Below are 14,015 nucleotides of genomic sequence, written 5' to 3'. Positions count from 1 at the left end.
TTTGGATTAATTCGCAAATAAAAATTTGCCTTCACTGAATCTTGTACTCAATTCGGTAAGTTCCTTAGGATCGTCCAAAGGAAAAGAAGAAGCATCCTCTTTGGCTTCATCCAACAAACTTCGATCTGATACCAAATCGGCAATTTTAAATTCAGGAAGTCCACTTTGTTTAACTCCAAGAAGTTCTCCAGGTCCACGAATGGCCAAATCTTTTTCAGCCAAATAATATCCATCATTCGAAGTGACAAGGGCTTCCAATCGGTCTCGGCCTTCATCACTGATAAAATCCCCTGTCATCAAAATACAAAAACTTTCTATATCACTTCTACCCACACGACCACGTAACTGGTGTAATTGGGAAATTCCAAACCGATCTGCATGTTCTACAACGAGAATGGTTGCATTTGGAACATCGACACCCACTTCAACAACTGTAGTTGTTACAAGAATTTGGATTTCACCAGATTTGAATTTTTCCATCACAGATTCTTTTTCTGCACTTTTCATTTTACCGTGTAACAAACCAATTTTTAATTCGGGAAATACATTGGTTCTTAAATTTTCATAAGCAACCGTACAAGATTCCAAATCTACTTTTTCCGATTCTTCCACTAACGGATAAACAATATAACACTGTCTTCCCGAACTCACATATTTTCGAATCGAATTGTATACTCCTGCCCTTCGGTCTTCTTTATACCAACGAGTGTCGATGGGTTTACGGCCTTTGGGTTTTGTTTTTATATTTACGAGAGTTAGATCGCCATACAAGGTAAGGCAAAGTGTGCGTGGGATCGGTGTGGCAGTCATAGCCAAGATATCCGGATTTTTTCCTTTAGAACGAATGGTTTCTCTCTGGTCTACACCAAACTTATGTTGTTCATCAATGACAACAAGGCCAAGGTCAGAAAAAATGACATCTTCCTGTAGTAGAGAGTGAGTTCCAATGATGATATTGGATTCTCCAGCTTTGATCCTTGCCAGTTTTTCAGAACGGATTTTTTTATTTTCGCCACCAAGCAGCAGTTCGATGCCAAGAAACGGCATATTACCCATAAATTTATAAATGGTTTGGTAATGTTGGCGTGCCAAAATTTCAGTTGGTGCCAAAAAAACTACTTGGATATGGTTATCGATATAATGGAGACCAATGAGTAAGGCCGTGATGGTTTTTCCAGAACCTACATCTCCTTGAAGTAAAAAAGCCGCTGGGGAATCGGAACCTGTTTGTGATAAAATTGTATTGACCGCCACTTTTTGGTCTTCCGTCAATTCGAAAGGAAGGTTTTTTTCCAAATTTTCCCTGGAAGGAGATTTAGGTAAGGGCCATAACAATCGTTTTACTTTTTGTCGTTCTCGTTGTTTGTATAATAAAAGTCTTTGGAAATAAAAAAATTCTTCGTATGCAAATCTTTTCCGTGCAATTTGTACTGCTTCCATCGTTTCAGGAAAATGAATTTCATGAAAAGCCTCATTACGACCCAGTAACGATCTTTTTTTGACTAGTTTTGGTGGGAGATTTTCCGAAATATCTCCCCCGTCCAAAACTTGATGGATGAGTTTTCTTAATCCTTTGGAATCAAGACCGTCTTCTTTGAGTGCTTCCGTTGAAGGATATAGCGGAATGATTCGACCTGCATGGATGGAATCTTCTGGATCATCTTTGTCGGATAAAAATTCATACTCAGGATGGAGAATTTGATAACCTTTAAAGTATTCAAGTTTTCCCGAAACCACAACCTTTCTGTCTACGGTAAAAATCTTATGAAAAAAATTCACCCCACGAAAGAAAACCAAATTAATTCGTTCATTATTTGAGGTTCTAAACCCAACAAGTAACCTACTTTTTTTTCCATGAACAATATAACTATCTGCAATAGTGCCAAGGAGAGTGACTACATCGCCTTGTTTTAAAATGATGTCCTTCGTAAAATTACGATCTAAATATCGACGAGGAAAATAAGTTAGGAGTTCAAAAAAAGTAGAGACCCCATGTTCCAAAAGTACGGATTTTCTTTTCGGCCCAATTCCTTTCAATGAAGATAAACTTTGTGTTAAATCAAGTTCCTGTTTCATAGTTCATCCGTAGGTTTTGGTGGTCCAAACCCATTATCTGATTCGGAGGATGAATCTGTGGTCTTTTTTTCTGAATCCAAAATTAAATAACAGTATTTACATCCATATATTTGTGCCTGTTTTTTCCCTTCACTGTTTGTATAAGCAGAAATGGCAGCGTATAAAAATTCATTTTTGTTTAAAACTGTCCCACAAACAGGACATAGGCGAAGTCTCGGAAGATTTGGATCTTTTTCCTTTCCATAAACTTTTCTAGGATCACCCACACGCAGATTTCCTTCTTTGGCAAGGCGTTCCTTTTCTTTTTTGTCTAAACTTTGGTTGTCAACAGCAGAAAGGGCATACAAAAAAAATGCCACTGTGAATAGGACACCGCTGATCGTAAGGAAGGTGACCATTTAGTTACCTCGAATGTAATCTTCGGAACTTACTGTAGAAATAGGATTTTGTGATATGAGTTTTAAGTTTTTTTCAGAACAATCCACTTCGATGAGAGTAAACAAATCCTCTCCTCGCAATTGACAAAGGTTAGACTGCACAACATCTTTTCCTTCCATAATAATTTCTGCATAATATCCACCTTCTTGAAATCCATGTAAAGAATCCACGGCGCCAAAGTTGGATGGGTTGATAAAAACAGTATTTCTAGTTTTTTTGATTCCTTGGTCTTCATGCACATGACCTGAAACCACAAGAGAAGGAGATTCATCATCCAAATACCGACGAATCCCTTGGCTTCCACATTTTCCTACACCAGGAATGTTATCAAAATAACCATAAGCCGGATTATGAATCCAACAAATGTCTGGAAGTTCCTGTCGAAAGAAGTCTTCTGGTTCACTATAATTTTTTCCGTTCTTAGTGTATTCATGGAAAACTACAGTTAGTTTTTCTGGAATTCCAGAAGTCCAAATAGGTGCTCCGCCATATCCAGAAACTTTTAAGTTATTAAAATCAAAACTTTTTCTATGAACTTCACGTTGGTATAATTCGGTGTATTGTAAATCCAAATCATAATTTCCCGGCAAACAATAAACAGGCGATTTTGCATATTTGATAATTAGTTTTTCGATGATTTCATATTTTTCTTTCATCGTTTTAGCAGCGAGTTTATACAAATCACGATATTTTTGCGACTTTTCTACAATGGCAGTGGAATATTTTTCCGGAAAACGAATGGCATGAGTTGTAAAATCAAAAGGAGTGGAATCGTCTTTTCTTTCTGTTAACAAATAATATAACTCTTCTTGGACTCCACAAAAATCGATGATACGATCAAATGAAAAAAATGCCTTATAAATGATATCTCCGGAAAACAAATACAAATCTGCTTCTGTTGTTTGCAGAATTCGTTTTAGACCATGAAGTCCATCATGGATATCCGTCAGATAAATGATTTTCATTTATTCATTTTCCCAAAGTAACATCTGAATGTCTCGGTCTTCTTCAATATAATCGATCTTCAAATATTCAGGTCCAAAAAAATCTACAAGTGGTTTTAAGATAGTAGAAGATCTTACAAAAATATACAATTCGTTGTTGTCGCCAATGATGTATTGGATATCAATTTTTCCCGCGATAGAAGGAACTAAATTTAAAAAATAATTCAAATCAAATAGAATTTCCCATTGGAGTCCCGTGATTGCAAGAAGGTGGGGTGCCGCATTTAAGATGGACTCAAATACTTTTTTTTTGTGAAAAGGATCTACCTTACCAAACCACCTAACAAAATCAAAACGCCTGGGCTTTGTGTCCCAAACTCGGTATCCAACAATCTTTAACCGTGCTTTGTTATCTTTCACTGACACTGGTTTCAAACGAACACGATAATGAATTGACTCGACATTCAAAAAACGAGCAATCCAGAGCCATCTCATTCGATAAACTCCAGTCAGTATGACTTCACCCTTGGCAGAAGAGACTTCCAAACTCTCTAAATCGGGGTCCTCTGCAATGATCTCTGTCGATATGACCTTTCGTAAGCTACCCAAAAGTAAGGTGACCTTATAATTACTCTTTGGGACCACTTTGGGTGGCAAAAAGAGATTCAGCGGATTGAAACGGAGAAGATCCGTTAAAAGCATATTTTAATTTTTATTTTCTATTGCCTTTTTGGAAAGCAGATTTAGAATACAGAACTCATGAAGATTGGTATCATTGGCTCCGGAAGTTTTGGCACTGCACTAGGTAGTATTTTAGCGGACAAGGGTTACAACGTGACCCTTTGGACAAGAAGCGAGGATCAAGCAAGATCCATCAATGAAAACCATATGAATACCAAACATATGCCCGATTTGGTGCTTCCGGAGAAATTAAAGGCAGATACCAATCTTGTCCACGTTGTCAAAGACAAAGAGATGATTGTTTCGGCTCCTCCAAGCCATGCGCTTTCGGGAATTTTAAAGGAAATTAAGGATCATATTCCACCGAAAGTGCCAATCGTTTCCGCTTCTAAGGGGATTGAAAACGAAAGCCTCAGGCTTGTATCTGAAATTTTTGAATCCGAACTACCTGGACAATACCATTCACAACTCTCTTATCTTTCAGGCCCCAGTTTTGCCAAAGAAATGGTAAAACGAGTACCAACCATTGTTTCCATCGCTTCCAAAAATGAAGCCACCGCCAAACGAGTGCAAGAGATCTTTAGTTTTACATACTTCCGAACCTATTGGACTCCGGATGTGGTTGGGGTCGAAGTGGGTGGCGCCTTAAAAAACGTAATCGCCATTGCCGCGGGAGTTGCCGATGGACTCGGGTTTGGTCAAAACACAAGAGCAGCTCTCATCACACGCGGGTTAAACGAGATCACAAGAATGGGAATCAAAATGGGTGCTGATCCCATGACTTTCCTTGGACCATCAGGAATGGGAGATTTGGTCCTTACTTGTTGTGGGGAAGGATCCAGGAATAGAACGGTTGGTTTTCGTCTTGGTCAGGGAGAAAAACTAAACGAGATTTTAGCTTCTATGAACGAAGTAGCAGAAGGTGTCAAAACTACTCTCTCTGCAAAAAATCTATCTGACAAATTGGGTGTGGAGATGGCCATCACCCAAGAAGTCTATCGAATGTTATATGAGGATAAAGATCCGAAAGAAGTGGTCAAGGCTCTGATGAGCCGTGATTTAAAACGGGAAGGTGTCTAAACAAGGCGAACCAGCAGTACAATATAGGTGATTACTTGGGTCATGTAAAATGTAAACCGAATGTTAACTGCTAGAACACTCGTAGAAGTAAGATGAGTGAGGGATTGCAAAACCCTTGCTCCTAAAATCACAAGACCTGCCTGGTTTACAAAACTATCGATCATACCTAAGTTAGCAGTTAAAAAAACCACTGCCACAAATAAGGGAAGGTTTTCTAAACAATTAAGGTGAGCTCGGTTGAGTCTCCAATTAAAATTGGAACCATGTTGGATCCCCGCAGGGAATTCATTCGATTTCTTTTTACCAAGTAACACTTGTACGCTTCTGTAAGAAGTTAAAAATACTCCAAGCCCCAATGCCCAAAGTGTAAATCCGATGAGTGTAAGATAAATGGTTTCCACAATTCCTCCTTTGTATCTGAACCAATTGGAATGTGTTCAGAAGATACGGATGGAGATTCTAAATGACTCTAATTCATTTGTAAACTATTTAAATGAAATTCTTGGTTGGATCTGAATGCTTTCTTTTAAAATCCAATCTTTTCGATCTGTTTCCAAACCGTAAGCCAAGAAGAGGAAAAAAAATGGTCAGGTGCTTCTGGAATTTCGATACAGTTCAGTCCGTTCTCTTTTGCAAAACTGATGGTGTATTCTTTAGGAAACCACTTATCTACTTTTGGAAGAAAGATTGTGTAATTGGTTCTTTTTTGAATCACGGAGGTATCGACGAAAAACCCAGGTAAAAAAAGATTTTTTAAAAACAGAGATAAATCATCTAAGCGGATCCTAGAGTTTTGGACGGGAACATCCAGATGACCAACATTTCCATCCTCTAACCACTGAGGGTTCGAGAGTGTCTCTAATATCTGTTTGTTGGGTTTTTCTTCATCAGAACTTCCTGGTATCAAAAGGAGACGACTAAACTCTTCAATCGAACCTGATTCATATAAATACCGAAGGCTGAGGACACTATCCAAAATGGGAGAAAGTAAAAACAATTTTTGAAAGGGTACTGCTTTTGCATACATTATCAGGGCTGCCCCTCCCCCACTATGCCCAATCCCATATAATTCTTTGTTTGTATAACCTCGTTCTTTAAGATAAACATCTAACAAGGATATTGCGGATTTTGGGTCGTAGATTCCTTTTGAATTTCCATGAGAAGGAGGATTGAACCGAATGAGCCTAAGTCCAAGTGCTTCCAGTTCACTATCGCGAATCCGAAACGATCTCGCATTGCCACCCGTACTTGGCCAAATGACAAGTATCCCCCTGGCCTCTTCAGGAGAAGATCCAGACTCGATGATTTCCAAGGACATTGAATTTATAGTGTAGTAATGATGGGTCGACCGTTTTGGACAATGACAGTATGTTCGCATTGTGCTACATAGCTGAGTTCCCCGCGACGATTGCTTGCGACCAATGTCCAACCATCTTCTTCTTCGTAAGCAGTTTGGCTTCCAGTAGAAATAAAAGATTCAATTGCCAGAACAAGGCCGTTCCCGAGTTTTCTATGGTCACGTTTTTCTTCATAAACCAAAACTTGGGGTTCTTCATGGAGTTTTTTTCCCGTTCCGTGACCTGCTAAATTTTTAATGACGGTAAATCCATTTTCCACTGCGGCAGAATGAATTTCCTTACCAATGTTTCTTAAATAATTTCCAGTAAACGCCTGTTTTGTGGCACGCATCGTTCCTTCAATAGCTGTTTCACACAACTTATGAAGTGTTTCATTGGCAGTACCGACTACAAAAGATATTCCTGTATCGGCATAATAACCATCTAGTTTCGCAGAAACATCTATGTTGATCAAATCTCCATCCTTTAGGATGGTTTCCTTTTTCGGAATTCCATGTGCGATTTCAAAATTGGTACTGATGCAAGTATAACCTGGGAATTTGTAATCGAACTTGGGTGCCGAAAATGCTCCCGCTTTTTCAAATTCCTCTTTAGCAGCATTGTCTAGTTCTAAAGTCGACACTCCCGGTTTGGCTAGAAGTTTCAAAAGTTCACGAACTTTTGAAACAAACTTCCCTGCTTTTAAAATCCCTTGAAGGTCTTTTTCATTTTGAATCGACATCTAAACAATCTCCCCACCACAACTGGATCCCGCACCTGCAGTACATCCATAACAATGATTTGCTACTACGATATCTCGGCCAAGGAAAGATTGCAAATCGAAATCCTTTATATGTTTTACGTTTTGTGATTTCAAATCCAACATTTGATTGAAGTCACAATCATACACAGAACCATCATAACCTACTGATATTTGGTCCAAACACATAAGACCTTCTACAGTTGCAGGATTGTAGGCATTGGCCAGAGTTTCCATATACATTTCAAACTTACCACCCCGAACCAGTGCACCCAAAAATCGGCTGATCGGAAGGTTGTTGATACAAAACAATTGGTTGAATACGATTTCGTATTTTTTTTCCAAAGTTTCTTTGTATTCTCTTTCTAAAACAGATTGTCCTGAACCTAAAAATAATCCGTTAGGATTATAAACTAAATTTAAAGGAAGTTTGGTTCCATAACCAAGAGCGTTTAACTTCTTTAATGCGGTAATGGACTTTTGATAAACCCCTTTTCCTCTTTGGTTGTCCGTCGTACTTTCAATAAACGAAGGTAATGAGGATACAATTTCCACCTGGTTGGATGCTAAAAATTCATACAACCAATCAAATCCTGGTTCTTCAAGGATGGTTAAGTTACAACGATCCATCACTCGTTTCCCCAGTTTTTTCGCACCTAAAACCAAATCCTTAAAATGCGGATTTCCTTCTGGGGCGCCACCAGTGATATCTACAGTTTCAATGCCCGGGGTTTTTTCGATGATTTCCAAACACAATTCGACTGTAGCTTTATCCATCATCTCGGTTCGGATGGGAGACGCATCTACATGGCAATGCCGACAAGCCTGATTACACCACTTGCCCACATTGATTTGAAAAATCTTTAGAGACCTAGCATGTATAGAATGGCCTACAGAATCGGAAAATTTTTTACCACTAAATGATTGTAAGGTGGAAAGCTGTTCCTTCGTTTCCATAACTAAAAAGAAAGTTCGTCTATTTTATTCTGCATTTGGACACTATGAACCAAATTGATTCCAGCAGCCATTGCCGCAGCAACATGAACTGCTTCGTTCATTTGTGCTTCGTTGGCACCTTTTTGAAGAGATGTGGATGTATAGGCATCAATACAATAAGGACATTTTAAAGCATGAGAAACAGCTAGAGCGATGAGAGCTTTTTCTCTTTCTGTAAGTGCCCCTTCCGCCATCACAGCATTGTAATAACCAAAAAATTTATCTGCTAGAGCAGGATTGGTTCTTCCTATTTCTCCAAATTTTCCTAGATCTTTTGCATTGTAATAATGATTTTCTGCCATAAATAACTCCTAACTGTTAGACTTTTTTAAAGTGATGGCAGAGTCAATGGGGTAGATTTATGAAACCTATGTCGAGCATAGAATTTTACTCAAAATGTTGAAGGAATCAAACAAAGTAGAAACCTAAATTCAAGTAATGAACTTAGGTCTACGTTTCTCAATTAATGATAAAAAGCCTTCCTGCCCATCGTGTGATAAAATGACTTTCGTGAAAAGATCAGCATCGATTTGGAATAAGGATTCCATCTTTTTTCGATACGGTTCACGTAAGGCAGTTTTCATTCCTCGGCTAGAATTGTTTGTGAGTTTGGAAAGGGATTCGGCAAATTTTAATGATTCACCAAACAATGTTTCGGCGCTGAATAATTCATCCACAAGTCCGATTTCTTTGGCTTCAGGACCTTTGATTTGTTTCCCCGAGTAAAGAAGGTCACGAGTGACTTTTACACCCACCAAGTCTTGTAAAACAATGGTTGGAATGGATGGAAAGTTTAGACCAACAATGGCTTCGGAAAAACCGATCCTTGCCCCTTTGTCCACCATATACCGATAATCTGAAAACAAGGCAAATACTGCACCCGCTGCCATACAATGCCCATTCACTACCGCAATTGTAGGAACTGGAAATTGAAAATAGGTTTGGGCTGTTCTTAACAATTGTTCTACGGATTTTCTGACATCCGATTCTGTTTTTCCATACATGAGAGTGGGTTCAATCCCATTAGAAAAAAACTGTGTTTGTGCGGATGTAAAAAGCAAAACACGCAAATTTGGATTGTTTGCGTGTTTGTTTAAGATTTGTTCGAATAATACAAAAGCTTCGAAATCGAAAGTATTCTTTTCATTGGACTGCATCTTAATTTCTAAGATGCGGTCTCCATGAAAGATCTCTGCAAAAGGAGTCATATTAACTGTTTTTGTAGAGTTCCAAAATTCTGTCTTTGTATTTTTCTGTAATTACGTGTCGTTTCATCTTCATTAAGTTAGTCAGTTCATCCCCAACCTCAAAAGGTTTTGTAATGAGTGTTACATACTGTACTTGTTCGAAGTTTTTGAATCCCGTTTTAACACTGTTAAAATTGCGAACTTCCTTTTTGTAAAAATCCACAACCTTTGGATTGGTGATTAGTTTTTCAGGATTTTTTTCTGAAATTCCATTTTCTTCTGCCCAAGGGATGAGTGCATCAAAGTCAGGAACAATGATGGCACCTAGAACTTTTTGGTCTTGGCCCACAATCATCGACTGTTTGATGTAAGCTGATTCATCAATTTTGTTTTCGATAGGAACAGGCTCTACGTTTTCTCCACCAAGAAGTACAATTGTATCTTTGGCACGACCAGTCAGAGTCAGTGTTTTTTTGAAGTTGATCATACCGATGTCACCGGTATTCATCCAATTGTCCACGATGGTCTTTTTGGTAGTTTCGGGATTTTTATAATATCCTTTCATTACCTGAGGCCCTTTGAGATGAACCACACCTTTCACACCTAACTTACCAAAGATGATATTTTTTTTATCGTCGATATGACAAAGAACATTTCCTGCATCATCACGAATTTGTACCTGGCTGAGTGGAACAATATCACCCACAGAACCCATAATCGGACGATCAAAGGTTCGTGCGGAAATTACAGGTCCCGTTTCTGTCATACCGTAACCTTCGAGCACTGTAATCCCAATATCCATAAAAAAGGCATCTACGTGTTTTTGGAGGGCACCACCACCAGAGAGGGTCGCACGCAAATGTCCACCCGTTGCCTGGCGAATTTTGGAGAGAACAATACGATCGAGAGTGAGGTAGTTAAAAATAAGCCCGAGACCAGCCACTACATACAAGGGAGTTTTGAAAGGACTTCCTTCTGGCAATCCAAACTGCGCGGCCACTAAAGAAAGAATTGTTACTGTGTATGGACCAGTTAACAACAATTTAATGATGGAAAGAATCGACAATCCCAAGGATTGAATGATGTTTCTTCCTTCGTAATCCACTTCCCAACCTTTTAGGAAACGAACCGCAGCATGATAATGTTTAGAAAAAAAGTATGCTACTTTAAACAAAAATCTTCGGACTGGTGGAGTTTGTTTTGGATCATTGATACGAGTGTAAATCCCGTTATAAATACTTTCCCAAACCCGTGGAGCCGATGCCATAAAAGTTGGTCTAGCTTTTTGGATGTCATTTCGAAGTTCTGTTACTTTTGTATAATAAGTAGAACCACCATTGATGATGGCAAAGTATTCCACAACGCGTTCAAAAATATGCCAAACAGGAAGGATAGACAACATACGATCGTCAGGTGAAACCTTAGCAACTCGAGGAACTACATAGTGCATTTGGTGGATCATATTGGAATGCATGAGCATAACGCCTTTTGGCATCCCTGTAGTTCCTGAAGTGTATATGAGAGTGTACAAATCGTCCGGTTTGATTCCGGCCATTCGTTTTTCTGCTTCGCGTTTCCCTTTGGCACGCAAATCTCTTCCTTGTTCAAGAAGATCATAAAAATGTAGGATACCAGCACCTGATTTCAGTTTGGTTTCTTTATCCATAATGATGACAGTTTTTACCGACTTCACTTGGGATTTGTTATTTTTATATTTTTCGTACACTTTGTCATTTTCCACGAAAATCACTTTCGCTTCAGAATGATTCAAAATATAAACAATTTCAGAATCAGTAATATCAGATCCCCGAGGAACGTTGGCAGCGCCAGCAGTTAACACCGCACAATCGGCGATGATCCATTCCATACGGTTGTCAGCGAGAACTCCGACGTGTTCTCTTGCCTTAACTCCTAATTCAATGAGGGCTTCCGCAAGTGCGAGTCCGTCTTCGTAAAGTTCCTTGTAAGTGAGGGCTTGGTAATCCTTTTGGGCATTCTTATACCAGAATGCGGGTCTTGGACCGAATTTTTCTGCGGATTCCTTATAAACTTCTGCTAGGTTATTTGCCATATCTCTCCATCTAAAAGCGGTCTTTATGATAGGCCCTACTTTCAGATGGTCAAGAGAAATTTAGGCATTAATCCCAGTGGAATCCTTCGCGTTGGTGTCCTTTTTTCAAATGGCGTTTGCGAATTTCGTGGAGTTTGGTCATTTGTTCGAGATTGAGTAGATTACGAGCCGCAAGTCCCATTTGTGGGAGAAGGGTTTCGTCTTGTGTGTTGGCTAAAAACTGGTTGGTCTTCACAAAGGAGCTTTTAAACTCCAAATTCATATCGGGATAGAAATCCATACAAGCCTCCGTGCTTTCCGGTTTCCGGGGTATTTGTTTTTAAGGTTCCTCAACCATCCGTGGTAAGTAGCCTTTCCCCAATATATGTATCGCCGGAAAATGAATATCCTGAAGCAAAAAATTTTGCTTGTACTATTTTTTTTTATCTGATTTTTGGTATTCGTTCATGACGATTCGATTGGAAAATTCTACTGGCAGACGAAACGGACGGTTCGTTGCTTATGAGTACGGGGAAGACCTATTTGGCACCCTGTATTTGAATAAATTTTCTGGCCGAGATAAAGGTCGTCTCATCGACAAATGGAGATTAAATGATTTAGGAAGTCTCATTCGCGTCCTAGATACTGAGATTTCTCGTAGGGAAGAAGAAAATTACGAACGACCTCTTTTCCACTAATCCAACTTATCTGTTCCTCATCCAAAGGAATAAACGTTACCAAAACAAAATCCAATTCCTTTCGAAAAAATTAAGAAAGATTTCGATCTTTCGATTTGTTACCTTTGCCATTTTTACAACAGCACTTCTTTTTTGTTATCTTAACAAACAAACTTGGAAAGAATATTTATATTCTCTTCTTATCCTCCTTACTTTTTTGTATTTGGTGAGGTTGTATGCAAAAAGAAAAATCCAAATTTTATACGCGAAAAAAACACAAAACTTCCTACAGGAAGAGATTTATAGACTAACGGGTGAATTCAAAAAAATCAAAACCAGAGAAGTTTGGGAATATCCGGAAAGTGTGCGTAACCATCCTCTTTCCATTGATTTGGATCTTTGCACCAAACAAGGGTTTTTGGGGATTTATGATACCACCATAACAGAAGTGGGATTTCAGACTTATCTGAAACGTTTTTTACAAGAACCTATCGAAGATACAAGTCTTCATTTCCAAACATTAGAAATTCAAAACATCCTGAAAAAAAATTCTTATTTTGCATACCATCTCCTTCGTAAGTTTTTGGTGCCTGATACGGAAACCAATGAAAAGTTTCCCTTAACTTCTATTAAAACAGAAGGTTCCTTTTGGAAAAAAAGACGGTTTTTAAAGGTTTTTTTCCCAATTTGGGGAGTGATCTCTCCTATTTATATAGTTTTGGGTTTGTTATTTGACTTACCTCTAATCCCTCTCCTACTTCTTACCAATGGAATTTTGTTTGTTACCTACAGAAATGATTCCTTAAAACAATGGAAAGAAATTAAAGCACTTGCTTCTGGGGCTTCGAGGTTTCAAAAAACATTTATTTTTTTGGCAAAAAACAGAAAGACAACCAAACAAATGATAGGTCAAATATCCTCTCTAGGAGATTCTTCTGAATTACTTATTTCGCCTCTCCCTCATCTGATTTTGAATCTAACTTGTTTGTGGGATCTATGGAAAATCAAATCCCTGGAAAATTGGAAACGGAAATTTGGAAATCTTTGGAATGAACTTCAAATTCAAATTTTAAAAACAGATTCCCTCCTCCCTCTTGTGAATTTTGGGTTTTTATTTCCTGAAGCTAGTTTTGCCAATGTTTCTGCCGTTGGAAACTTACGTGCCAAAAGTTTGGTGCATCCCCTACTTCCAAAATCTAATCGAGTGTTCAATCCACTTACGAAAATGGAACCTGGAGATTTAATGATTGTTACTGGGTCCAATATGAGTGGAAAAACAACATATCTTAGATCTATCGCCATGTCATTGTTACTTGCCGGTTCTGGTGCTCCAGTCTTAGGTACAGAATTTGAATTTCCAAACTTCCAGATTCATACTCTGATCAGATCACAAGATTCGATGGAAGATGGAGTTTCATTTTTTTATAGTGAGGTGAGAAGGTTATCATCCATTATCCATACAGCTGATGATTCTAAAAAAATACCTGTTTTGTTTTTGGATGAAATTTTGAAAGGAACCAACTCGAAAGAACGTTTTATTGCGACACGAGAGATTCTTTCTGTTTTACGAGAAAAAAGAGCCATTGTTTTTCTAACCACTCATGATTTAAAATTAGCCGAAGTCCCTTGGGCCAAACGATTCCATTTTACTGAACTAGAAGTAGGTGGACAAATGGATTTTGATTACACAATCCGAGACGGGGTTTCCGGTTCTACGAATGCCCTAAAGATTCTAAAGAAAGAAGGGATTCCAATTCGTAACGAAGAGGAATAAGGATCTGGTTTCCGG

At 38.6% G+C, this 14,015-nt stretch carries 15 protein-coding genes; 3 read left to right on the top strand and 12 right to left on the bottom strand.

What is annotated here, in order from left to right; translation table 11 throughout:
- Nucleotides 1-6: 6 nt before the first annotated feature.
- The 4 genes from recG to CH364_RS00660 are packed head-to-tail and all read right to left on the bottom strand — an operon-like array spanning nt 7 to nt 4,160.
- A complete protein-coding gene (gene recG, locus CH364_RS00675; protein WP_100741715.1) occupies nt 7-2,076 on the bottom strand; it encodes an ATP-dependent DNA helicase RecG in 2,070 nt (689 codons plus the stop codon).
- Nucleotides 2,073-2,474, bottom strand: coding sequence for a hypothetical protein (locus CH364_RS00670; protein ID WP_100741714.1), 402 nt, complete (start codon nt 2,472-2,474; stop codon nt 2,073-2,075). Before CH364_RS00670 ends, recG begins: the two co-directional genes overlap by 4 nt.
- Entirely contained in the window at nt 2,475-3,479 is a 1,005-nt protein-coding gene (locus CH364_RS00665; RefSeq protein WP_100741713.1) for a metallophosphoesterase family protein, read from the bottom strand. It lies immediately after the preceding gene.
- Nucleotides 3,480-4,160, bottom strand: a complete 681-nt coding sequence (locus CH364_RS00660; RefSeq protein WP_100741712.1) for a hypothetical protein — start codon at nt 4,158-4,160, stop codon at nt 3,480-3,482.
- Nucleotides 4,161-4,217: 57 nt separating this feature from the next.
- On the opposite strand from CH364_RS00660, the gene CH364_RS00655 reads away from it, so the two are divergent.
- Nucleotides 4,218-5,219, top strand: a complete 1,002-nt coding sequence (locus tag CH364_RS00655) for an NAD(P)H-dependent glycerol-3-phosphate dehydrogenase (protein WP_100741711.1) — start codon at nt 4,218-4,220, stop codon at nt 5,217-5,219.
- Here CH364_RS00655 and CH364_RS00650 read toward each other — a convergent pair.
- The 8 genes from CH364_RS00650 to CH364_RS00615 all read right to left on the bottom strand — a co-directional run bounded on the left by CH364_RS00650 (nt 5,216) and on the right by CH364_RS00615 (nt 11,850).
- Nucleotides 5,216-5,620 (bottom strand): MAPEG family protein, encoded by a 405-nt coding sequence (locus tag CH364_RS00650; protein WP_100741710.1) that lies wholly within the window; start codon nt 5,618-5,620, stop codon nt 5,216-5,218. The two genes, CH364_RS00655 and CH364_RS00650, sit on opposite strands and share 4 nt — an antisense overlap.
- A gap of 125 nt (nt 5,621-5,745) precedes the next feature.
- Nucleotides 5,746-6,537, bottom strand: a complete 792-nt coding sequence (locus tag CH364_RS00645) for an alpha/beta fold hydrolase (RefSeq protein ID WP_100741709.1) — start codon at nt 6,535-6,537, stop codon at nt 5,746-5,748.
- Between the two features lie 5 nt (nt 6,538-6,542).
- Nucleotides 6,543-7,298, bottom strand: coding sequence for a type I methionyl aminopeptidase (gene map / locus CH364_RS00640; RefSeq protein ID WP_100741708.1), 756 nt, complete (start codon nt 7,296-7,298; stop codon nt 6,543-6,545).
- Nucleotides 7,299-8,273, bottom strand: coding sequence for an arsenosugar biosynthesis radical SAM (seleno)protein ArsS (gene arsS / locus CH364_RS00635; RefSeq protein ID WP_100741707.1), 975 nt, complete (start codon nt 8,271-8,273; stop codon nt 7,299-7,301).
- 2 nt (nt 8,274-8,275) lie between these two features.
- Nucleotides 8,276-8,614 (bottom strand): arsenosugar biosynthesis-associated peroxidase-like protein, encoded by a 339-nt coding sequence (locus CH364_RS00630; RefSeq protein WP_100741706.1) that lies wholly within the window; start codon nt 8,612-8,614, stop codon nt 8,276-8,278.
- 129 nt (nt 8,615-8,743) lie between these two features.
- Entirely contained in the window at nt 8,744-9,520 is a 777-nt protein-coding gene (locus CH364_RS00625) for an enoyl-CoA hydratase/isomerase family protein (RefSeq protein ID WP_100741705.1), read from the bottom strand.
- A 1-nt stretch (nt 9,521) separates the two neighbouring features.
- Nucleotides 9,522-11,570, bottom strand: coding sequence for an AMP-dependent synthetase/ligase (locus CH364_RS00620; protein ID WP_100741704.1), 2,049 nt, complete (start codon nt 11,568-11,570; stop codon nt 9,522-9,524).
- A 67-nt stretch (nt 11,571-11,637) separates the two neighbouring features.
- Entirely contained in the window at nt 11,638-11,850 is a 213-nt protein-coding gene (locus CH364_RS00615; protein WP_243401177.1) for a hypothetical protein, read from the bottom strand.
- A gap of 166 nt (nt 11,851-12,016) precedes the next feature.
- Here CH364_RS00615 and CH364_RS00610 point away from each other — a divergent pair, with 166 nt between their 5' ends.
- Complete coding sequence (locus CH364_RS00610) at nt 12,017-12,247, top strand: hypothetical protein (RefSeq protein ID WP_100743326.1); 231 nt, start codon at nt 12,017-12,019, stop codon at nt 12,245-12,247.
- A 229-nt stretch (nt 12,248-12,476) separates the two neighbouring features.
- Nucleotides 12,477-14,000 (top strand): MutS-related protein, encoded by a 1,524-nt coding sequence (locus tag CH364_RS00605; protein ID WP_100743325.1) that lies wholly within the window; start codon nt 12,477-12,479, stop codon nt 13,998-14,000.
- The last annotated feature ends 15 nt before the right edge of the window (nt 14,001-14,015 follow it).

The sequence above is a fragment of the Leptospira harrisiae genome, from assembly GCF_002811945.1.
GTDB lineage: Bacteria > Spirochaetota > Leptospiria > Leptospirales > Leptospiraceae > Leptospira_A > Leptospira_A harrisiae.
This window is presented reverse-complemented; position numbering and strand designations above follow the sequence as displayed.

What these genes read in the sequence shown, in the direction of transcription:
- recG (WP_100741715.1), bottom strand. Translation starts at nt 2,076, where the DNA reads ATGAAACAGGAACTTGATTTAACACAAAGTTTATCTTCATTGAAAGGA.
- CH364_RS00670 (WP_100741714.1), bottom strand. Translation starts at nt 2,474, where the DNA reads ATGGTCACCTTCCTTACGATCAGCGGTGTCCTATTCACAGTGGCATTT.
- CH364_RS00665 (WP_100741713.1), bottom strand. Translation starts at nt 3,479, where the DNA reads ATGAAAATCATTTATCTGACGGATATCCATGATGGACTTCATGGTCTA.
- CH364_RS00660 (WP_100741712.1), bottom strand. Translation starts at nt 4,160, where the DNA reads ATGCTTTTAACGGATCTTCTCCGTTTCAATCCGCTGAATCTCTTTTTG.
- CH364_RS00655 (WP_100741711.1), top strand. Translation starts at nt 4,218, where the DNA reads ATGAAGATTGGTATCATTGGCTCCGGAAGTTTTGGCACTGCACTAGGT.
- CH364_RS00645 (WP_100741709.1), bottom strand. Translation starts at nt 6,537, where the DNA reads ATGTCCTTGGAAATCATCGAGTCTGGATCTTCTCCTGAAGAGGCCAGG.
- map (WP_100741708.1), bottom strand. Translation starts at nt 7,298, where the DNA reads ATGTCGATTCAAAATGAAAAAGACCTTCAAGGGATTTTAAAAGCAGGG.
- arsS (WP_100741707.1), bottom strand. Translation starts at nt 8,273, where the DNA reads ATGGAAACGAAGGAACAGCTTTCCACCTTACAATCATTTAGTGGTAAA.
- CH364_RS00630 (WP_100741706.1), bottom strand. Translation starts at nt 8,614, where the DNA reads ATGGCAGAAAATCATTATTACAATGCAAAAGATCTAGGAAAATTTGGA.
- CH364_RS00625 (WP_100741705.1), bottom strand. Translation starts at nt 9,520, where the DNA reads ATGACTCCTTTTGCAGAGATCTTTCATGGAGACCGCATCTTAGAAATT.
- CH364_RS00620 (WP_100741704.1), bottom strand. Translation starts at nt 11,570, where the DNA reads ATGGCAAATAACCTAGCAGAAGTTTATAAGGAATCCGCAGAAAAATTC.
- CH364_RS00615 (WP_243401177.1), bottom strand. Translation starts at nt 11,850, where the DNA reads ATGGATTTCTATCCCGATATGAATTTGGAGTTTAAAAGCTCCTTTGTG.
- CH364_RS00610 (WP_100743326.1), top strand. Translation starts at nt 12,017, where the DNA reads ATGACGATTCGATTGGAAAATTCTACTGGCAGACGAAACGGACGGTTC.